The sequence below is a fragment of the Archangium primigenium genome, from assembly GCF_016904885.1.
Taxonomy (GTDB): Bacteria; Myxococcota; Myxococcia; order Myxococcales; family Myxococcaceae; genus Cystobacter; species Cystobacter primigenius.
This window is the reverse complement of sequence record NZ_JADWYI010000001.1, coordinates 7,282,220-7,303,625: the sequence shown is the minus strand read 5'-3', so window position 1 is coordinate 7,303,625 and position 21,406 is coordinate 7,282,220. Positions and strand designations below refer to the sequence as shown.

The 21,406-nt window shown below is 69.9% G+C and carries 11 protein-coding genes; 2 read left to right on the top strand and 9 right to left on the bottom strand.

The features are described from left to right. Positions 1-103: 103 nt before the first annotated feature. Positions 104-712, top strand: a complete 609-nt coding sequence (locus I3V78_RS29940; protein ID WP_204492675.1) for a DUF488 domain-containing protein — start codon at positions 104-106, stop codon at positions 710-712. Here I3V78_RS29940 and I3V78_RS29935 read toward each other — a convergent pair. From I3V78_RS29935 to I3V78_RS29910, 6 genes are all read right to left on the bottom strand, one after another. Next, positions 699-1,217: a bactofilin family protein gene (locus I3V78_RS29935; RefSeq protein ID WP_204492673.1), complete on the bottom strand. Its 519-nt coding sequence runs from the start codon at positions 1,215-1,217 to the stop codon at positions 699-701. The genes I3V78_RS29940 and I3V78_RS29935 overlap by 14 nt on opposite strands. A gap of 136 nt (positions 1,218-1,353) precedes the next feature. After that, positions 1,354-2,229: a DUF4424 family protein gene (locus I3V78_RS29930; RefSeq protein WP_239576739.1), complete on the bottom strand. Its 876-nt coding sequence runs from the start codon at positions 2,227-2,229 to the stop codon at positions 1,354-1,356. A gap of 48 nt (positions 2,230-2,277) precedes the next feature. Beyond that, the gene (locus I3V78_RS29925; protein ID WP_204492671.1) at positions 2,278-3,627 is read right to left on the bottom strand and encodes a hypothetical protein; all 1,350 of its coding nucleotides are present in this window, start codon (positions 3,625-3,627) and stop codon (positions 2,278-2,280) included. 94 nt (positions 3,628-3,721) lie between these two features. Further along, entirely contained in the window at positions 3,722-4,459 is a 738-nt protein-coding gene (locus tag I3V78_RS29920; RefSeq protein ID WP_204492669.1) for a glutathione S-transferase family protein, read from the bottom strand. A gap of 15 nt (positions 4,460-4,474) precedes the next feature. Further along, positions 4,475-10,429: an ELWxxDGT repeat protein gene (locus I3V78_RS29915; protein ID WP_204492667.1), complete on the bottom strand. Its 5,955-nt coding sequence runs from the start codon at positions 10,427-10,429 to the stop codon at positions 4,475-4,477. 145 nt (positions 10,430-10,574) lie between these two features. Next, entirely contained in the window at positions 10,575-16,538 is a 5,964-nt protein-coding gene (locus I3V78_RS29910; protein WP_204492665.1) for an ELWxxDGT repeat protein, read from the bottom strand. Between the two features lie 157 nt (positions 16,539-16,695). On the opposite strand from I3V78_RS29910, the gene I3V78_RS29905 reads away from it, so the two are divergent. Continuing rightward, entirely contained in the window at positions 16,696-17,850 is a 1,155-nt protein-coding gene (locus I3V78_RS29905; RefSeq protein WP_204492663.1) for a hypothetical protein, read from the top strand. Positions 17,851-17,860: 10 nt separating this feature from the next. Here I3V78_RS29905 and I3V78_RS29900 read toward each other — a convergent pair whose 3' ends face one another. The 3 genes from I3V78_RS29900 to I3V78_RS29890 are packed head-to-tail and all read right to left on the bottom strand — an operon-like array spanning position 17,861 to position 21,285. Continuing rightward, on the bottom strand, positions 17,861-18,523 hold the full coding sequence (locus tag I3V78_RS29900) for a hypothetical protein (RefSeq protein WP_204492661.1): 663 nt from the start codon (positions 18,521-18,523) through the stop codon (positions 17,861-17,863). Between the two features lie 24 nt (positions 18,524-18,547). Beyond that, on the bottom strand, positions 18,548-20,167 hold the full coding sequence (gene rtcR, locus I3V78_RS29895; RefSeq protein WP_204492659.1) for an RNA repair transcriptional activator RtcR: 1,620 nt from the start codon (positions 20,165-20,167) through the stop codon (positions 18,548-18,550). A 44-nt stretch (positions 20,168-20,211) separates the two neighbouring features. Next, positions 20,212-21,285, bottom strand: coding sequence for a TolB-like translocation protein (locus I3V78_RS29890; protein ID WP_204492657.1), 1,074 nt, complete (start codon positions 21,283-21,285; stop codon positions 20,212-20,214). Between the last annotated feature and the right edge of the window lie 121 nt (positions 21,286-21,406).

Genomic DNA, 21,406 nt, shown 5'->3' with positions numbered 1-21,406 from the left:
AGGGGATATACGCCGCCGCGCGCCCGCCGCCCAGCGGCCAGGCGGGCACCGCGCCCTGTCCTCGTCCCAGCGCCATGCCCAGCTTCCCCCGGGGAGCCCGACCATGCACAAGGGACGCACGGAACAGCCGAAACGGCGCGCGCCGGGGTGGGGCCAGGCGCGCATCTACACGGTGGGCCACTCCACGCGCTCGGCGGAGGAACTGGTGGGCCTGCTCCAGGCGCACGGCATCCAGACCCTGGTGGACATCCGCACGGTGCCCCGCTCGCGCACCCATCCCCAGTTCAACCGGGACACGCTGCCCCGGACCCTCGCGGCGGCGGACATCCGGTACGTGCACCTCGCGGCGCTCGGAGGGCTGCGACGCGCGCGTGCGGACTCTCCCAATGGCGCGTGGCGCAACGCCAGCTTCCGGGGCTACGCGGACCACATGCTCACGGACGCGTTCGCTCAGGGCCTCGAGGAACTGCGGGCGCTCACCCCGGACGGGCCCCTGGCGCTCATGTGCGCCGAGGCGGTGCGTTGGCGGTGCCACCGTTCGCTCGTGGCGGATGCGCTGTACGCCCGAGGCGTGCAGGTGCTGCACATCACCCGCCGCACCCGGGCCGAGCCGCACACGCTCACGCCCTTCGCCCAACTGCAGGGCCGACAGGTGCTCTACCCGCCGCAGGAGGCCGCCCCGGCGGAGGCGTCCGCGCTCAGTCCGCGGTGATGCGCAGCTTGCAGTGGGCGAAGCCCTTGCCCGAGAAGAGCTGGCCCATGAACAGCTGGACGGGATCCTTGCCGTTGATCTGCAGGGACAGCTCGTTCTTGTCCCCGAGGAGCTGCGCCCCCGGCGCGGCGTGGACCTGTCCACCCAGGGCGGACACTTCTCCCTCGAGGATGGCGCCCTCGGCGACCCGGACATCGCCGCCGAGCGCCACCACCTTGCCGGTGATCCGCGCGCCCTTCTCCACGGTGACGTTGCCGCGCATGGCCACCACGTCCTTCACCGTGGCCCCGGCGCGCACCACCACGTTGCCGTCCAGCGCCACCGCGTCATGGGTGTGCTGGTCTCCCTCGACGATCAACTTCACGCCCCGGGACACCAGGTCCCCCTTCTTGACGCTGATGGAACAGGTGGAGTCTTGCAGCGCGGCCTCTCCCTGCTCCTCCGCCAGGGCGGGCGTGGCGAGCAGGAGGACCGCGAGGAAGGAATGCACGAGAGACGACGACATGGAGGCGACCCCTGGAGCGAGAGCATCCGCATGACCGCGCGGTCTCTCCTCTACGGACCGCCTTCCGATCGATTGCGTCAGCGCGAGCGCCGTGGCGCGAGGCACGCGTGGGTTTCAGCGCCTCGTTTTCCCCGCATTACCGAAAGAGGATCATCTGGAGATCCCGATCGGGGCGGAAGTCCTTCCGGGTGAGCTCGAAGCGCACGGGGCTCGTCTTCTTCAGGCCGTCGATGCAGGTGGAGAGCACGTCGGTGGGCGAGGACTTCTCCAGCGTCAGGTGGAACTCCCCGATGGGCCCCGCCCAGTTGTTGGCCGTGACCAGCACGTAGGACAGCCACTGGAGCCGCCCGCCGGAGGCCTGCCCTTCCGGATCGGCCGCCGCGTTGCGCGCCAGCGTCTTGTCGAGCGCCTTCACGGTGGTGGCATCGATGCAGAACTTCTCGCGCAGCCGCTTGTTCTTGTAGGTGTCGCGGTCCCACCCGAGATCGCCTCCCACGGACGGCGTGTAGGAGATCTCCACCTCGAGCCCCTTGCCGGGAGGAAACTCCTGCTCCCAGAGCTCCACGTGCTGCTCGCGGGCGGTGAAGCCCGGCGTGGGCGAGTCCTCGTCGCTCTCGCGCCGGGCCTGCTCCGCGTGGACGAGGGCCTCGGCCTGGGCCTTGTCGCGCTTCTTTCCCTGGACCGTGTAGGTCGTCTCGCGCCGCGTCTCCTGGCGCTTGCCGCCGATGGTGAGCGTGAACGCCCCGACCTCGGACACGTCCGTGTCCACCATCAAGTCCGTGTCGGGGAAGGGAAAGGCGACCAGGGTCTTGATGGGCTGGGGCGTCAGGTTCTCGAAGGTGTAGCGCACCCGGATGCGCTCGGCCGAGACGAAAAGCTCCTCGCGCGCCATGCGGATCTTCTCGGACTTGAGCAGCTTGAGCCCCTCGTTGGAGAAGCTCGCGGTGGAGCTGTTGGCGGAGGCGGACAGCGGGGCGAGGCACAACACGGCCAGCGACAGCAGACGTTTCATGGACAAGGCTCCGGAGGCGGGGGCGACAGCATAGACCCGCCCGGAGCGCTACCCGATGCGGCCGATGGTGGCCCCGCGCTCGTAGACGGTGATGGGACCGTCCTCGGAGACGTTGAGGGCCACGCCCCGGAAGCTCGCCCGCCACGCCGCGAGCGCCCGGGCCCCGGGCATGCTGGGCTCGCGCAGCCCGAGCCGGGCGATCTCCTTGGGGCTGGAGATCATGCACGCGATGTCCAGCACGCTGCCGTCCTTGTCGAGCACCACGGCGCCATCCGTGGCCGCCGCGGCGGTGATGACCTGGCGCTGCGCCCAGACGGAGATGTTCTGTCCCCGCAGGCTGCGCCGCAGGTGCGAGTTGGCCGCCAGCGCGTGGCCATGGTCCGGGATGAAGTCCGTCAAGTCCTCGCGCGAGTCGAGCAGGCAGAAGAGCGCGCCCGTGCGCTCGAAGGACAGATCGATGGCGGCCCGGAGCACGCCGATGACCACGTCCTCGCGAAAGCGCACCGACAGCCGCTCGTGCAGCGCCTCGTAGTCCAGCACCCGCCAGTGGCCGTGGCTCTTCTGGAACACCGAGCCCTTGCCACTGAGGATGAAGAGATCGTTCTGCGGCGAGGCCACCAGCGCCACGTCATGCGCGGAGTGGCCCAGCACCGCCTGCACGGGCACCAGCGTCTCGTGGGGGGCATAGCGCAGCGCGGCGTCGTTGCGGTCCACCTCGGCGAGCGAGATGAAGCCGATGATGCTGCCGGAGTGCATGCTGCCGAGCAGCGCCACGCGGCGCCCGTCCACCACGGTGCGGATCCACTTCTCGCGCAAGAGCGCGTTCTCGATGGAGATGCCGCTGGGCAGGGGGATGAACTTGTTCTGCAGCTTCTGCACGAGCTTGGGCGCCTTGCGCGCGACGATGAGGCAGTGGCGCACGGCGCGGCCCTCGTAGGTGAGGGCCATGGAGTCCTCCACGGCGCGGATCCAGTTGGACATCTGGCGCGGCCGGTAGTTGAGGAAGCGCGCCACGGCGCGGCGCAGGCGCGTCTGCTCGAGCGAGGCCCAGTGCTCGTTGAGGTGCAGGGCGTCGGAGACGTGGTTCAGGTCGTCGTTGAAGACGCGGCAGAAGGCGCGCGCGAAGTGGCTGTCGCTCGTGCGCACCGGGCGCCACAGATCGATGAGCAGGCCGGCCTGGGGCGTGGGTTGATCGAAGTAGAGCAGCGCCGCGAGCCGGGTCTCGTCCAGCGGCACCACCTTGGGCTTGAGGGCCGCGCGCGGGCCCATCGCCTCGACCTGCATGGCGAGCTCCGCCGCCGACAGCGAGGTCGTGGTGCTGCCCGGAAAAATGGCCTTGAAGGCGTTGGCCAGCGAGGCGAGTGCGTCGACGATGACCAGGGGCCTGCGCGTCCTCATCCCGGGGACATCCTATATCCCGGGCATGCCCGTCCAGTTCCCGGTGCGCCGGGGTCGCTCCTCCGGCCGCTGGGGGCGTGGTGCGGTGCGTTGTTCACGCCCCTCGCGTGGCCGCGTCTACCCGGTCCACGTACCGGGAAAGCCGGGAGCGCGCGGAGACCTGATCGCGCTGCCAGGGGGTGAGCGGTTGGCGGAGGCTGTGGAGCTGGGCGAACAGGCCCAGGTCCGCGACCGAGAAGGCGCCAAGCCAGAAGCCCTCCTCGGGGGCGCGGGCCTCCAGGGCGTCGAGCTGCTGTTGGAAGCGCCGCCAGCAGGCGTCCGGGCCCGCGCGCCAGACATCCCGCGCCACGAGCGCGGCGAGCACGTTCTTGCGGATCCTTCCCCCGATGAGGCCGCGCAGCGGCGGGGGGATGCTGGCGAGGATGTTGTCGCGCAGCAGCGGCCAGTTGTGCGTGTCGGCCCAGCGCGCGGCGATGAGGAAGCCGGCGAGCGACGTGTCGGCGTACTCCTCCCACACCAGCGCCTCTCCCTTGAGCCGCGCGTCCGGGGGGTCGAGGAAGGGACGCCCCGCGAGCGATTCGAGCCGCGCGAGGATGTCCGTGGAGTCGCCCACCGCCTCGTGCTCGCCCACGAGGAGCACGGGCACCTGGCCGGTCGAGAAGTGCTTCTTGAAGCTGCCGGGCATGCCGTGGCGCCGCTCGTAAGGCAGGCCCAGGTACTTCAGCGCGCGGTGCGCCTTCAGGCAGAACGGCGAGACGCTCTCCAGGCCCGGGATGCCGGAGTCTGCAAGCTCGCACAGCACGAGCCGGGGAAGCGAAGGGGAGGTCGTCATGGCGGGCCTTTCAGTTCAATCCTCCCGCGACGTCAAGCCACGGCCTCGTGAACGGGGCGCACGGCGCCCGGACAGGAGACCCAGTCCGAGCAACGCGAGCAGCCCCGAGGCGTCCCCGCTAGTGCCACAGCCACAGCCCGCGGGCGGCTCTGTCTCCAGGCGTGACACTTCCACCACGAGCGTCACCTCGGCGCTGCCGCCCTCGTCGTCGGACACCTGGAGTTCGATGGAGGCCTCGCCCACTTCCTGCGCGGTGGGCACCCAGGTGAAGAGGCCCTCGGGGGTCACCGCGCCCGGACCGCTGAGCTTGGTCCAGGTGAGCGGATCCGCCTCGCCCGCGACGTCGCTGGCGGCCAGTTGCAGGCTCAGGCTTTCGCCCACCTGGATGAACTGGCGCTCGGGAGCCGTGGTGGTCGGAGGCACGTTGGTGACCGTCAGGGTGGCTTGCTTCCAGGTCTCGCCGCCGTCTTCGTCACGCACGGTGAGCACCACGGTGAAGGCGCCGTCGTCCCGGAAGGCATGGCGCACGGTGGAGCCAAGCGCCGGGGGGGAGCCATCGCCGAAGTCCCAGGTGTAGGTCAGGGTGTCGGCGTCGCCCGCGGGATCCTCCGCGAGGGCGGACAGCTTGACCTCCTGGGCCTCGAGGACGCGCTCATACAGGAAAAGAGACGTCACCACGGGAGGGGCGTTGCGCACGGTGAGGACCACGGACGCCTGGCGCGTGCCGTCGGCGTCCGTGGCACTCACGCGCACGGTGTACACGCCGTTGTCGGGGAAGGCATGTCGCGGGGCGGGCTCGGTGGACGTAGTGCCATCGCCGAAGTCCCAGGAGAAGACAGGCGTGGCGCTGGCATCGGCGAGCGTGGCCGAGAAGGCGACGGGACTGCCCTCCAGGGGAGACAGGTCACTCACGGAGACGGTGAGTGCGGTGGCCAGGACGCGCAGGGACACGGTGGCCGGAGGCGAGTCGAGCTGCCCGTCCTTCACCCGGAAGGTGAAGAAGTCCGTGCCCGCGAAGCCCGGGGCGGGGGTGTACGTCAGCGCGGGCGGCGTGCCTTGGAGGCCGCCATGCTCCGGAGCCGTCACGACCACGTAGGTGAGCGTGTCGCCATCGATATCGGAGCCGGACAGGGTGAGGGAGATGGACTGGCCTTCGCCCGTGGTGGCGCTGAGGGCGTGCGCCACGGGGGCATCGTTGACGGGAGTGACGGTGAGGCGCACGGTGGCGGTGGCCTCGGCCTGGCCGTCCGAGACGGCGAAGGTGAAGCGGTCGGCGCCGTGGAAGTCGGGGGCGGGGACGTAGGTGAGGGCGGGCGGCGTGCCCTCCAGCGAGCCGTGGGCGGGCGGCGTCCCGACGGAGAAGGTGAGGGCGTCGTCATCGGCATCCTGGGCGGTGAGCGTCACGGCCAGGCGCCCGTCTTCTTCGACGGACAATTCCTGGGCATCCGCCACGGGAGCGCGGTTGAAAACAGTGGTGAGGTGCACGGGCGCGGAGGGGTCGCTGTCCTCGCCCTGTACGCGCTGCACGGCGGTGAGGGTGTGAGGCCCGTAGGAGAGCGAGACGTCCAGGAGGAAGGTGCCGCTGGTGTCAGCGTCGAGCTGGGCGAGAACCTCGGCGCCATCGCGCAAGGTGACGCGCGCCCGGGGCAGGGCGGTGCCGCGCACCTCGACGGTGTTGCCCACGGTGGCGCCATCCAGGGGCTGGGAGAGGACGGGCGGGGCGGGGATGACGGTGAAGGCGGCGGTGCGCGCCAGGCTGGTAGCGCCCCCCCTCTCCTGCCGCAGGGCGATGCTGTGCGGCCCGTAGGCGAGGGTGACGCTCAGTCGGAACGTCCGGGCCGCATCCGCCGAGGTGCTGCCCAGGGCCACGCCCGCCTGCTCCGCGAAGACTCGCGCTCCGGCGAGGGCCGTGCCTTGCAGCAACACCTGGGGTCCCAGCACGCGGGCGTTGGCGGCGGGCGAGGAGAGCACGGGGGCGGCGGGTCGCACGGACACGTTGCGCGGGCCCGTGGCGTCACTGGTGGCGCCACCCGCCTTCTGCACGAAGGAGAGGCTGTGCGTACCAGGCTCCAGCTCCACCTCGCCCGAGAAATCCCCGGAAGCGCCCACCGCGAAGGAGGCGAGCACCATCCTGGCCTCCCGCACCTGCACCTGAGCCCCCGGCGCGCCCGTGCCGGTGACGGCCACCGTGGGGCCGTCGAAGGTGGCGCCTTCGGTGGGTGAGGACACCTGGGGGGCGGCGGGCCGCACCTCGAAGGAGACGGGTGCGGAGGCGGGACTCGTCTGGCCGCCCTCCACCTGCACCGCCGTCAACTGGTGCGGGCCATAGGCCAGGGCGAGGTCACCCACGAAGGTGCCGCCACTCGCCACGGGGAAGGTGCCCACGACGGCGCCGGCCTCGAGCACCTGGGCGGTGGCACCCGGAGCGCCCGTGCCCTCCACTCGCACGGTGGGGCCCACGAGCGAAGTGCCCGAGGTGGGGCGGGTCAAGACAGGGGCCGACGGCCGACGGGTGACGGTGCGCACGACGTCGTCACTGGTGCCACCGGACGTGGTCTGGGTGAAGCGCAACACGTGCACGCCATGGCCCAGGGCGAGCGACCCAGCGAAGTTTCCCACCTCGTCGATAGCAAGCGTCGCGAGGACCGCCGTGCCCTCGCGCACGGTGAGGGTGGCGTCGGGCAGACCGCGGACGAGCAGGGGGACGCTGGGGTTCGTCGTGACGAGTCCGTCCTCGGGATGGGAGAGGCTCGGCGGTGGCGGGCGGACGAACACGGTGCGCGGACCCGTGGGCGTGGAGGTGAAGCCGTTGAGGGTCTGGACGAAGCGCAGCGAGTAGACACGCGACTCCAGCGCCAGCCCACCACTGAAGGCACCGTCCGTGTTCGTGGCGAGGCTTCGCAGGACGGTGGTTCCCTCCAGGACGTGCACCTCGGCGCCCGCCAGGGCCGTGCCGGAGATGAGCACGGGCGCGAGCGAGGACGTCCCGTCGACAGGCGCGGTGACCGTGGGCGGGGGCGGTAGGACGCTCACGGTGAAGCCACACTGGGCCGTATTGCCCGCGTCATCCGTGGCCGTCACGGTGACGCGCGTGTCGCCCAGCGGGAAGAGGGCGCCGGAGGCCACCGAGTAGGTGAGCCGGGGCGAGGCGGTCTGGTCATCCGTGGCGGTGGCGGGCGGGTAGGTGACAGTCGCCCCGGCGGCGCTCGTGGCCAGCGCGTCTTGCTGAGCGGGACACGTCACCGTGGGCGGGACGCTGTCACCGCCCACCGCCCACAACTCCCGGCCGTGCGCCAACGAGGCCGCGGAGAAGAACACCGCGCCTCTCGCCTGGGTGAGGTACAGGGGCTCCGAGCCAGTCGGACCCGGGAAGATGTCCTGGACGAGCACGGTGCCCGCGGCCGTGCCATCGCTCATCCACAACTCCCGGCCCGTCGTGCCGTCGTCGGCCGAGAAGTAGAGCGTGCTTCCGCTATTCATCAGGGAGGTCGGTGCCGAGCCGCGCGTGCCCGGGAAGATGTCCTTGACGAGCAGGGCGCCCGCGGCCGTGCCATCGCTCTTCCACAGCTCCTGTCCATTCGCCTCGCTCCAGGCCGAGAAGTAGAGCGTGCCCTGGGCGTTCGTCAGGCGGCTCGGGTTCGAGCCCAAAGCGCCCGGGACGATGTCCTGGACGAGCACGGTACCCGCGGCGGTGCCATCGCTCTTCCACAGCTCCTGGCCATTCGTGCCGTCCGTGGCGCTGAGATAGAGCGTGCCATCGAGGTTCGTCAGGCCGTTCGGGAATGAGCCGCGCGTGCCCGGGAAGATGTCCTTGACGAGCACGGTGCCCGCGGCCGTGCCATCGCTCTTCCACAACTCCTGGCCATTCGTGTCGTCCGTGGCGACGAAGAAGAGCGTGCCGTTGATGTTTGTCAGCAGCTGCGGAGACCCGTCGTTCGCGCCCGGGAGGAGGTCCTTGACGAGGACCGTGCCGGCGGTGGTGCCATCGCTCTTCCACAGCTCGGTGCCACGCTGGCCATCGTTGGCCGAGAAGAAGAGGGTGCCGTTGGCGTTCGTCAGGTTGCTCGGGCTCGAGGGGCCCGAGCCTGGGAGGATGTCCTTGACGAGCACGGTGCCCGCGGCCGTGCCATCGCTCTTCCAGAGCTCCTGGCCATTCGTGCCGTTCGATGCGACGAAGAAGAGGGTGCCGTTGACGTTCGTCAGGTTGCTCGGGTTCGAGCTGTTCACGCCCGGGAAGATGTCCTTGACGAGCCGGGTGCCCGCGGCCGTGCCATCGCTCTTCCACAACTCCCGGCCATTCGTGCCTTCCGAGGCGGAGAAGAAGAGGGTGCCGTTGACGTTCGTCAGCTCGAGCGGGTTCGGGCTGGGCGCGCCCGGGTCGAGGTAATGCACGACGGTCCCCGCGGTCGTACCGTCGCTCTTCCACAGTTCCGCGCGACCACTGTCATCGCGGGCCGCGAAGTAAAGCATGCCATTGACGTTCGTCAGTCGGCTCGGGAGCGCGTCTTCCGTATTCGTGTTGATGTCCCGGATCATCACCAGACCCGAGGGCGTTCCGTCGCTCTTCCACAGCTCGGTGCCCTTCCCGTCGACATTGATGCTGAACCAGGCCGTGCCGTTGACGTCCGTCAGGTACAGCGGTCCGGAGCCGATGGGCGAGAGCGCCTTGAAGAGGATCGTGCCGGCGGCGGTGCCGTCGCTCTTCCACAACTCCCACCTGGAGGCGGTCCGGATCGTGAAATAGAGCGTGCCGTTGACGTTCTTCAACTCCTCGGGTGTGGACGAGCCCGAGCCCATGACGATGTCCTGGACGAGCACGGTGCCGGCGGTGGTGCCATCGCTCTTCCACAACTCCCGGCCATTCACGCCGTCCTCGGCCGAGAAGTAGAGCATGCCGTTGACGTGCGTCAGGAACTCCGGGCTCGCGCCGGCCCCTCCTGGGCGGATGTCCTTGACGCGGACGGTGCCCGCGGCGGTGCCGTCGCTCTTCCACAGCTCCCTGTTCGTCGAGTCGTCCGAGGCGCTGAAGTAGAGCGTGCCCTGGACGTTCGTCAGGCCCCTCGGGTTCCCGTTGAATGAGCCTGGAAAGATGTCCTGGACGAGGACGGTGCCGGCGGCGGTGCCGTCGCTCTTCCACAACTCCATGCCATGCACGCCGTCCTCGGCCGAGAAGTAGAGCATGCCGTTGACGTTCGTCAGGGAATGCGAGTTCGAATAGTTCGCGCTTGGGTTGATGTCCTTGACGAGGACGGTGCCCGCGGCCGTGCCATCGCTCTTCCACAACCCCTGGCCATTCACGTCGTCAAGGGCCGAGAAGAAGAGGGTGCCGTTGACATTCGTCAGGGAGCTCGGACTCGAGTGCACCTGGCCTGGGAAGATGTCCTTGAGGAGGACGGTGCCAGCGGCGGTGCCGTCACTCTTCCACACCTCATAGCCATGGGTGCCGTTGGTGGCCGAGAAGAAGAGGGTGCCGTTGACGTCCGTCAGTTGGTTGGGATCCGAGCCATCCGCGCCGGGGAAGATGTCCTGGACGAGGACGGTGCCGGCGGCGGTGCCATCGCTCTTCCACAGCTCATGGCCATGGATGCCGTTGGTGGCCGAGAAGTAGAGCGTGCCGTTGACGTTGATCAGGTTCCTGGGGGCCGAGTCGCCCGGGCCCGGATGGATGTCCTTGAGGAGGACGGTGCCGGCGGCGGTGCCATCGCTCTTCCACAGTTCGCTGCCCGTCATGCCGTCCGAGGCGCTGAAATAGACGGTGCCCTGGATGTTGGTCAGCTCCCGCGGATTCGCCGAGGCGGTGCGCGGGTTGATGTCCTTCACCAGCCGGGCGCTCGCGCTCACCAGTCCCGCGCGGGACGACCCGGCCACTTCCCGAGACACGGAAGGCATGGTCTCGACGGGGGGCACGGGCTCGGGCCGCGAGCACGCCACCACCGCCAACACCACCACCGCATAACGCAGCCACCGCATGGTCCCCCCTCGGGATACCGCTCGCGGAAGTCCACGATGTGTGGAACTTTCCGCTTCGGTTGTGTCGAGGGGGGGGTACCATGCGGCCCGTCGGGAGCGCAAACCGCCTGCTCCCGCCCGGGACGCGACGAGGGCGCGGGGCCTGTCAGCCGTGTCGAGGCGTCGCGCCCGGACGGGGCGCACGGCGCCTGGTGAGGGCACCGAGTCCGAGCAGGACGGCGAACAGCCCCGAGGCTTCACCACTGGCCCCACAGCCACAACCCGCGGGCGGCTCGGCGTTCGGGCCTGACACCTCCACCACCAGCGTCACCTCGGCGCTGCCCCCGTCGTCATCGGACACCTGGAGCTCAATGGAGGCCTCGCCCACTTCCTGCGTTGAGGGCACCCAGGTGAAGAGCCCTTCGGGCGTCACCGCGCCGGGCCCGCTGAGCTTCGTCCAGGTGAGCGGGTCTGCCTCGCCCGCGACATCGCTCGCGGCCAGCTGGAGGCTCAGGCTCTCTCCCACGCGGACGAACTGGCGCTCGGGAGGGGTGGCGGTCGGAGGCACGTTGGCGACGAAGAGCGTGGCCTGTTGCTGGGTTTCACCGCCGTCCTCGTCACGCACGGTGAGCACCACGGTGAAGGTCCCGTCGTCCCGGAAGGCATGGCGCACGGTGGTGCCCTGGACCACGGGCGAGCCATCGCCGAAGTCCCAGGCGTACGTCAGGGTGTCGGCGCTGCCAGCGGGGTCCTCGGCCATGGCCGACAACTCCACCTCCTGCGCTTCGACGACGCCCTCGGGCAGCGTGAGGGCTGTCACCACGGGCGGAGCGTTGCGCACGGTGAGGAGGACGGACGCCTGGCGCGTGCCGTCGGCGTCCGTGGCGCTCACGCGCACGGTGTACGGGCCGTCGTCGGGGAAGGCATGGCGCGGAGCGGGCTCGCGGGACGTGGTGCCGTCCCCGAAGTCCCAGGCGAAGGAGGGTGTGGCGCGGGCATCGGCCAGAGCCGCCGAGAAGGCGACGGGGCTGCCCTCCAGCGGAGACAGGTCGCTCACGGACACGGACAGGGTGGTGGCCAGGATGCGAATGGATACAGAGGCCGGAGGGGAGTCGAGCTGACCGTCGTTCACGCGGAAGGTGAAGGCGTCCATGCCCGCGAAGCCCGGGGCGGGGGTGTACGTCAGCGCGGGCGGGGTGCCCTGAAGGCTTCCGTGCGCCGGGCCCGTCACCACCGCATAGGAGAGCGCGTCGCCATCGATGTCGCTGCCGGACAGGGTGAGGGAGACGGGCTGGCCCTCGCCCGTGGTGGCCGAAAGGGCGTAGGCCACGGGGGCGTCATTGACGGGGGTGACGGTGAGGCGAACGGTGGCGGTGGCCTCCGCCTGGCCGTCGGAGACGGCGAAGGTGAAGCGGTCGGCGCCGTGGAAGTCGGGCGCGGGCACGTAGGTGAGGGCAGGCGGGGTGCCCTCCAGGGTGCCGTGGGCCGGAGGCGTCTGGACGCTGAAGGTGAGGGCGTCGTCGTCGGCGTCGCTGGCGGTGAGCGTCACGGCCAGGCGCCCGTCTTCCTCGACTGACAACTCCTGGGCGTCGGCCACGGGAGCGCGGTTGAAGACGGAGGTGAGGTGCGCGGGCGCGGAGGCCTCACTGTCCTCGCCCTGCACACGCTGCACGGCGGTGAGGGTGTGGGGGCCATAGGCGAGGGTGACGTCGAGCAGGAAGGCGCCGTCGGCGTCCGCGTCGAGCTGGGCGAGCACCTGGGTGCCATCGCGCAGGGTGACGTGCGCCAAGGGCAGGGCGGTGCCGCGCACCTCGACGCTGCTGCCCACGGTGGCGCCCTCCTGGGGCTGGGAGAGGACGGGTGGGGCGGGAATGACGGTGAAGGCGGCGGTGCGCGCCGGACCGGTGACACCGCCGGCTTCCTGCTGGAGCGAGAGGCTGTGCGGCCCGTAGGCCAGCGTGACGCTCAGCTGGAAGGCCCCGGAGGCCTCCGCCGAGGTGCCGCCCAGGGACACGCCGGCCTCCTCGGCGAGGACACGCGCTCCGGCCAGGGCGGTGCCCTGCAGCACCACCTGGGGCCCTGGCACGCGGGCGTTGGCCGCGGGAGCGGAGAGCACGGGGGCGGCGGGCCGCACGGAGATATTCCGGGGGCCCGTGACGTCACTGGTGGTGCCACCCGCCTTCTGCACGAAGGAGAGGCTGTGCGTGCCGGGCGCCAACTCCACCTCGCCCGTGAAGCCGCCGGAGGCGTCCACCGCGAAGGAGGCGAGCACCGTGCCCGCCTCCCGCACCTCCACCTGGGCGCCCAACACGCCCGAGCCCGAGACGGCCACCGTGGGACCGTCGAAGGTGGTGCCATCGGCGGGCGAGGACACACTGGGGGCAGCGGGTCGCACCTCGAAGGAGACGGGCGCGGAGGCGGGGCTCGTCTGGCCCCCAGCCACCTGCACCGCCGTCAACTGGTGCGGGCCATAGGCCAGGGGGATGTCACCCGCGAAGGTGCCGCCACTCGTCACGGAGAAGCTGCCCACGACAGCGCCGTCCTCGAGCACCCGGGCCGTGGCACCCGGAGCGCCCGTGCCCTCCACGCGCACGGTGGAGCCCACGAGCGAAGCGCCCGAGGTGGGGCGGGTCAGGACAGGGGCCGGCGGCTGGCGGGTGACGGTGCGCACGACCTCGTCACTGGTGCCACCGGACGTGGTCTGGGTGAAGCGCAGCACGTGCACGCCAGGGTCCAGGGCGAGCGAACCGGCGAAGTTTCCCGCCTCGTCGAGCGCAAGCGTCGCGAGGACCGTTGGGCCCTCGCGCACGGTGAGGCTGGCATCGGGCAGACCGCGGACGAGCAGGGGGACGTCGGGGTGGGTCGTGACGAGTCCGTCCGAGGGATGGGAGAGGCTCGGCGGCGGCGGGCGGACGAACACGGTGCGCGGGCCCGTGGGCGTGGAGGTGAAGCCGTTGAGGATCTGGACGAAGCGCAGGGAGTAGACACGTGACTCCGGCGCCATCCCGCCACTGAAAGTACCGTCCGTGCTCGTGGCGAGGATTTTCAGGACGGTGGTGCCCTCCAGGACGTGCACCTCGGCGCCCGCCAGGGCCGTGCCGGACACGAGGACAGGTGGAAGCGAAGACGTCCCGTCGACAGGCGCGGTGACCGTGGGCGGGGGCGGCAGGACGCTGACGGTGAAGGCGCACTGGGCCGTGTTGCCCGCGTCGTCCGTGGCCGTCACGGTGACGCGTGTGTCGCCCAACGGGAAGAGGGCGCCGGAGGCCAGCGAGTAGGCGAGCCGGGGCGAGTCCGTCTGATCATCCGTGGCGGTGGCGGGCGGGTAGGTGACATTCGCGCCGGCCGGGCTCGTGGCCAGCGCGTCCTGCGCGGCGGGGCACGTCACGGTGGGCGGCAGCAGGTCGCCGCTCAGCACCCACAGCTCTGTGTCATGGGCCGGCGTACGGGCGGTGAAGAACACCGAGGCCCCGGCCTGGGTGAGGTACTGGGGCCCCGAGCCGATCGAGCCCGGGGAGATGTCCTGGACGAGGACGGTGCCCCCGGTCGTACCATCGCTCCGCCACAACTCCCGGCCGGTCGTGCCGTCGTCGGCCGAGAAGTAGAGCGTGCCGTTGACGTTCGCCATGTCTCGAGGATTCGAGCCGCTCGAGCCGGGGAAGAGGTCCTTGACGAGGACGGTGCCTTCGGCCGTGCCATCGCTCTTCCACAACTCCACACCACTCGTGCCGTTGGTGGCCGAGAAGTAGAGCGTGCCGTTGACGTTCGTCAGGTTTTGGGGATTCGAGCCGCTCGAGCCGGGGAAGAGGTCCTGGACGAGGACGGTGCCTTCGGCCGTGCCATCGCTCTTCCACAACTCCACGCCACTCGTGCCGTTGGTGGCCGAGAAGTAGAGCGTGCCGTTGACGTTCGTCAGATTTCCAGGACCCGAGCCGCTCGAGCCGGGGAAGAGGTCCTGGACGAGGACGGTGCCGGCGGCGGTGCCATCGCTCTTCCACAACTCCATGCCACTCGTGCCGTTGGTGGCCGAGAAGTAGAGCGTGCCGTTGACGTTCGTCAGATTTCCAGGACCCGAGCCGCTCGAGCCAGGGAAGAGGTCCTTGACGAGGACGGTGCCAGCGGCGGTGCCATCGCTCTTCCACAATTCCTCGCCACTCGTGCCGTTGGTGGCCGAGAGGTAGAGCGTGCCGTTGACGTTCGTCAGGGAGCCCGTGATCGACAAGACCCCCGAGCCGGTGGCCGTGCCCTGGACAAGCACAGTGCCGGCGGTGGTGCCATCGCTCTTCCACAATCTGTCTTGGTAGCTGCTCTCGCTGTTGGAGGCCGTGAAATACAGCGTACCGTTGACGTTCGTTAGTTTGCCGGGAAACGCGTTGCTCGAGCCAGGGTTGATATCCTTGACGAGGCGGGTGCCAGCGGCGGTGCCGTCGCTCTTCCACAACTCGGAGCCATTCACACCATCCGTGGCCGCGAAGTAGAGTGTGCCGTTGACGTTCGTCAAGGCGTGGAGATTCGAATTGCCGCCCGAGCTGGGGTTGATGTCCTTGACGAGGCGGGTGCCAGCGGCGGTGCCGTCGCTCTTCCACAACTCGGAGCCATTCACACCATCCGTGGCCGAGAAGTAGAGCGTGCCGTTGACGTTCGTCAGGAGGTAGGGATTCGAACCCTGCGTCTTCGTGTTGATGTCCCGGGTCAGCACCGTGCCAGTGGCCGTGCCGTCGCTCTTCCACAACTCATGGCCATACAGACCGTCATTGGCGCTGAAGTAAGGCGTGCCGTTGACGTCCGTCAGGGCCACGAGTTCGGTGTCGCTCGGGCTCGACTGGCGCTGGAGCGCCTTGACGAGGACGGTGCCGGTGGGGGTTCCGTCGCTCTTCCACAACCCCCACTCGGAGGGGCTCTGGGCTGTGAAATAGAGCGTGTTGTTGATGCTCCTCAACTCCCGTGGGCGGGAGGAGGGCCAGCCTGGATGGATGTCCTTGAAGAGGACGGTGCCGGCGGCGGTGCCGTCGCTCTTCCACAGCTCATCGCCGTTCTCGCCGTCCGTGGTGAAGTAGAGTGTGCCGTTGACGTTCGTCAGATTCGCGAGGTCCACGCCAGGCCAGACCGTATCGATGGTCTTGACGAGAACGGTGCCGACGGTGGTGCCGTCGCTCTTCCACAAGTCCTGGCGAGCGTATCCTGCGGAGGCCGAGAAATAGAGCGTGCCGTTGACGTTCGTCAGGTTGCTGGGAAACAAGGAATTCGGTTCCTTGACGAGGACCGTGCCGGCGGTGGTGCCATCGCTCTTCCACAACTGATTGTTACGACCGCCGAGATTGGCCACGAAGAAGAGCGTGCCATTGACGTTCGTCAGTCGACTGGGAGCCGAGCTGGCCGAGCCCTCGCGGATGTCCTTGACGAGGACGGTGCCGGCGGCGGTGCCGTCGCTCTTCCACAGCTCCCGGTCATTGAAGAAGCTGCCCTCGGCCACGAAGAAGAGCGTGCCATTGACGTTCGTCAGGTACTCGGGCCTCGCGCTGGCCGAGCCCGGGGAGATGTCCTTGACGAGGACGGTGCCTTTGGCGGTGCCGTCACTCTTCCACAGCTCCGTGCCCGTCGCGCTGTTATAGAAAGTGAAATAGAGCGTGTCGCCGACAGCCGTCAGGAGGTAGGGGCTCGAGGTCTGCGGGCCCGCCACCATGTTCATGACGGGGACGGTGCCGGCGGCGGTGCCGTCGCTCTTCCACAGCACCGGGCGCGCCGTGCTGTTGTCCGTGGCGCGGAAGAAGAGGGTGCCGTTGACGTTCGTCAGTTCTTCCGGAGTCGAGTCGCCCGGACCTGGATGGATGTCCTTGACGAGGACGGTGCCGGCGGCGGTGCCGTCGCTCTTCCACAGTTCGACCCCGCTCAAGCCGTCCGTGGCCCTGAAGAAGACCGTGCCGTTGACGTTCGCCAGCCCCTGCGGGTTCGCCGCGTAGGTGGTCTCGTTGATGTCCTTCAAGAGCCGGGCGCTCACTCCCGCCAACCCGGCGCGGGAGGACCCGGTCGTCGGAGGCTCGGACGGAGGGGGGGACGCGGCGGGCGTTGACTCACGCCCCGTGCACGCCACCACCGCCAGCAGCACCACCCCGTAACGCAGCCACCGCATCGCTTCCCCCCTTTGGGCCACCCGTCGCGCGGATTCACGACGCGTGAATCTTTCCGCCCGGGCTGTGACGCGGAGGTACCACGGCGCTCGTCGGGAGGGCAATCCGCTCCTCCTCGGGCCCTGTTAGCCTCGGGGCCTCTTCTGGGTGGGAGTTCACGTGACGGAGATCGAGAGCCTGACGGCCCTGGCGCAGCACCTGTCGGCAGGCAAGAGCCTCGCCAACGTCATCCTCCAGGGCCTGGAGCTCCAGGAGCAGGGCGAGGCGCTGCTGCGCTCGGACCTCACGGGTAGCGTCTTCCTCGGCTGCCACCTGGACCCGCGCACGTTGCAGACCGTCATCGAGCGGGGCGCCATGGTGTTCCCGCCGTTCTCGGGCCTGCCGTACTCGCCCTACCGGGGGGCGCTCTACACGCCGGAGGAGCTGTACGCGGGGTTCGATCCCGCCCACCCGGAGAGCTACGCGGACACGCCGGACGCGCGCGTCTACGCGCACTGGAACTCGCGTGGGGGGGCCAACCCGCCCTCCATCCTGGAGACCCTGGCGCAGCGGCTCCATGACCACGCCATCACGGACGCGCTGGAGGAGGTGCTCGTCCACCAGGGCCAGCCGCGCCGGGTGGTGGCCATCATGGGCGGCCACTCCATGCTGCGCGGCCAGCCGGACTACCGCGCGGTGGCGGAGCTGGCGCGGGCCCTGGCGCGCCTGGGCTTCTTCCTGGTGAGCGGCGGCGGCCCCGGGGCCATGGAGGCCACGCACGTGGGCGTGTGGTTCGCCGGGCGGAGCGACGCGGAGCTGGACGCGGCGCTCGAGGTGCTGGCCCTCGCGCCGGGCTACAAGCACCCCGAGTGGCTGGCGCGGGCCTTCGAGGTGCGCGCCACCTGGCCGCTGCTCGACGAACACCGCGAGCTGAGCGACAGCCTGGGCATTCCCACCTGGCTCTATGGCCACGAGCCGCCCAACCCCTTCGCCACGCGCATCGCCAAGTACTTCGCCAACAGCGTGCGCGAGGAGGGCCTGCTCACCATCGCCAAGGGGGGCGTCGTCTACTCCCCGGGCAGCGCGGGCACCGTGCAGGAGGTCTTCCAGGACGCGTGCCAGAACCACTACAACACCGTGGGTGTCATCAGCCCGATGATCTTCCTGGGCCGCGACTTCTGGACGACGACGCGCCCCGTCTACCCGCTGCTCGCGCACCTGGCCCAGGGCCACGAGTACGCGCGGCACCTGCTGCTCACCGACTCCCAGGAGGAGATCATCCAGGCGCTGGTGCGCTTCAACCAGGAGCTGGACGCCCGGCGCGGGGTGGGTTGAGCCCCGGCGCTCAGCGGCGGCCGTCGAAGGGCACGCCCAGGTGCTCGCTGATGCGCAGGCCAAGCCACTCGGCGTCGAACTCGGTGGCCAGGTTGTCCGCGAGGCTCAGCAGCCGACCCTCCTGGGTCTTGAGGCAGACGGCGTGGCGGGTCTCGCGGAAGTGCCGCGCGACCTGCTGCTCGTAGGTCCGGCTGGACAGGCTGCGCACGGTGCGCGTGTCCACGGCCACCGAGCGCGGCAGGGGCAGGGGCTTGGTGACGAGCGACAGCTCCTGGCCCCGGATCTCCACCCACGTGGTGTTGAGGGCGTGGGCGAGCGCCACGTAGGTGATGAGCGCTAGCACTCCGCCCACGATGAACACGAGCGGGGGCTGGACCAGGAGCTTCGCGGTCTCGGGCGAGCGGATGGCGATCAGCGGCAGGAACGCCAGGAACCCGAGCGGCACCAGGAGCGGGGTGAGCGAGAAGTGGCTCCAGCCGATGCACAGGGCTCCCTTCTCCTCGCGCACGACGAAGGCCGAGGAGGTGTGGGGCGTCTTGGACGGGGCCGCGCCCCCGGCCTGGGCCCGGGCCTTGAACATCTGCGCGGTGCCACACGCGCGGCAGGTGACCAGGGAGAAGCCCGGGGTGGGGTCCGGCAGGGGCGCGGCGCACTTCTCACAGGGCAGCGACATGCGGGGAGTATCGGCGCGCGGCGCTCAGGACGCCAGGAGGTCCGCCCAGCTCAGGTCGAACCGGGCGAGGTACTTGCGCAGCCGGTCCGCGTCATTGACGCTCTTCTTCTGGGCGCGCGACTGGGCGAAGAGCAGCCGCCCCGCGTCCGAGAGCGAGCGCGCCTCACGGCACACGGCGAGCACCTCCGCGAGCTGGGCCCGATCGAAGCGATCCAGGGCCTCGGCCCGCTCGGCGCCCAGCACCTCGGCCACGACATCCGCGCCCGCCCGCGCGGGCCCCGCGTCCGAGCTCCAGTTGGCGCGCAGCCGCTCGCACTCCTCGTCCACGCCCTCGCGGGTGATGCGGCCGCCGGGGGCGAGCGTGGCCATGCGCAGCACCGCCGCGTTGAGATCCCGGAAGTTGCCGCTCCACTTCGCCGCGGCGGAGGTGGCGAAGCGCAGGAAGTGCTCCTGAGCCTCCTTGTTCATCGTCACCCGCGTGTCCAGGGCCTGCGAGGCCTGGTCCAGCTCGTAGAGCAGGTTGGGGAGGATGTCCTCGGGCCGCTCGCGCAGGGGCGGCAGCCGGAAGGTCCACAGGTTGATGCGCGCGAGCAGATCCTCCCGGAACCGGCCGCGCTCCACCTCGGCGAGCAGGTCGCGGTTGGTGCCCGCGAGCAGCTGGAAGTCGCTCTCCACCTCCTTGTCCGCGCCCACCGGCAGGAAGCGCTTGTCCTCGAGCGCCCGCAGCAACATGGCCTGCTCGTCCGCGCCCAGCTCGCCAATCTCATCGAGGAACAGCAGGCCCCCGTGGGCCTGCCGCAGCAGGCCCGGCCGGTCCGCCGCCGCTCCGGTGAAGGCGCCCTTCACGTGGCCGAACAGCGCGGACATGGCCCCGTCGCCCCGCAGGGTGGCGCAGTTGACGTCCACCAGGGGCCCGCTCACGTGCCGCCGGGTCTTCTTGAGCTGGTAGATGCGCTTGGCGAGCTGGGACTTGCCCGCGCCCGTGGGGCCCATGAGCAGCAGGGGCGCGCGCGAGCGGGTGGCCACCTCTTCAATCCGCTCGATGAGCCGGTTGAAGGCGGCGTTGCGGGTGTCGATGCCCGCCTTGAGGAAGGACAGGCCCTCGCGCTGCTCCTGCTGGAAGCGGCCCGCCAGGGTGTCGTAGCGCGACAGATCCAGATCGATGAGGGCGTGGGTGCCACCGCCCCCCATGTCCCGGCCTCCCGCCGAGGGCGACGTCTGCACGAGCCGGGCGGGGATGTGGCGGCTCTCCACCAGGAGGAAGAGGGAAATCTGGGTGATGTGCGTGCCCGTGGTGATGTGGACGAGGTAGTCCTCCTGCTCGGGCTGGAAGGGGTAGGCCTTGGCGTAGTCGAGCAGCGCGCCGTACACCTCCTCCAGGTTCCACGGGTCGCGGATGGCCACCGCGGTGGGCCGCACCAGCGTCTCCGGGGACACCAGGGCGATGTCCTCTTTCACCTGCCGGGCCAGCTCCGCCTGGGCCGGAGGGTGGAGCAGCTCCAGGCGGTGGACCACCAGGTCCTCCTGCTGGCACAGCCCCACCGTGGGCCGCCACCGGTCCCAGCGCCGGGGACCCTTGCCCGTGTCGAGCGTGGTCCCCAGCATCCCCAGTACCACCGTCTCGCGTGCCCGTTTCTTCGCCATGCGGAGCGGAGTTTATACGCCAGGCGCGCGGGGGACGCGGGGCGCTACTTCGCGATCCGCCAGACGGAGCCGGAGCCGCGCCAGTACACGCCGTTCGCGTCCACGGAGAGGATCTCGGGCGTGCGCGTCAGGGCGGACGAGGACACGGTGGTCAGCACCTGCGAGCCGCCCCCGTTCTTGCACGTCGCCGTCAGGGCCGAGCCGTTGAACCAGTAGTAGCGCTCCGCATCGACGGTGATGGACAGGTTGGTCGCGGTGCTCGCGAGCCTGGTGACGGCGCCGCTGCTCTTGGCCGCCTTGTAGAGGCCGCCCGTGCGATCGGCGAAGTAGAGGTCCGTGGCGTCCGAGGTGAGCGACACGATGCTGCCTGGCAGGCTGACGAAGCTCGTGGGCGTCGCCACGTTCTGCTTCGGGGCCTTCCAGATGATGGACAGGCCCTTCGCCACGTTGTCGGCCACGATGTAGAGGTGCGTGTCGTCCACGTGCACGCTCCGGCCCGCCACGTTCGCGATGGAGCGGGTGGCTTGGGTCCAGGCGCCTCCCGTGAGCGGCTGCGACCAGACGCTCTCGTCGCTGAGATCCAGCGCGTAGAGCTTCGTCGCGTCCACGGCGGGGATGGAGGTGGAGCGGGACGTGTTGAAGCCCGGCACCGAGACGATGCGTCCGTCGGGCATGATCTCGTTGAAGTGGCTGAACTGCGAGTTGCTCGGGTTCCGGAAGAGGGCGTAGGCGGAGGTCCCGTTCGTCAGGAACGTGGGCGGGTACCAGAGCCGCTGGGCGAGCAGGACGCCCGAGTTGGCCTGTGGGGTGGCCTGGCCGAAGTAGCTGTAGTTGGCCTCGTAGTTGATGGCTCCGGCGTAGTACACGGACTGGCCAAACGGGAGGACGGGCCGGTCGAGGCCCGCGCCCTGCGCGAGCTGGACCGGGGTGCAGGCGCCGTTGCACAGCGGGGTGCAGCTCGCCAGCGCCTGCGTGCTCGTGCCCGGCTCCAACGCAACGTCCGAGGGCTCCGCGCCCTCGCTCCCGGCGCCACAGCCGCCGAGGACGGCCGCCAGGAGCAGCGCCGGCACCGAACGCACCTGGGTGAACCGCTCGAATCCGTTCTCGTGCCTCGTCATGGGTCTCTCCCGAAACGTGAATTGATGGTTTTACGGGTCTACCCTGTTGTTGGGCCCCCAATAAGTCAAGGCGTGGATTCCAGGAAAATCGATGGGTTATGCATCCATCTTCTCCGTCTTC